Source organism: Arthrobacter sp. C152 (assembly GCF_054890965.1).
Genome location: NZ_JBTZSU010000142.1, coordinates 1 through 228, shown reverse-complemented (window position 1 = coordinate 228; position 228 = coordinate 1). Strand labels below are relative to the sequence as shown.

The window sequence follows — 228 nt, the reverse complement described above, 5'->3', positions numbered from 1 at the left end:
ACTGAATGCTTCAGATGTCTTCGGAATGCTTGTATAGAGTGTTCTGTGAATCAGAATTCCATCAGGAACCTGGATACGATCGGAGTTGCTGTTGATTTGGTTCTTCTCTTTCGTGAACTTCGGGTGGAACAAGACTCCTTGTTGACAGCTTTTCGATGTGGCCTGCAGTTTTTAGGCAACGTTGCCTCACGAAATGAAGAATCCCAGTCCATTGTTTGGGTCCACGCC

General features: G+C 46.1%; 1 protein-coding gene. It reads left to right on the top strand.

From position 1 onward, the window contains the following. Nucleotides 1-45: 45 nt before the first annotated feature. Nucleotides 46-228 (top strand): hypothetical protein (locus ACYSM9_RS22055; RefSeq protein WP_461859074.1); only part of this gene is annotated, 183 nt, incomplete at its 3' end.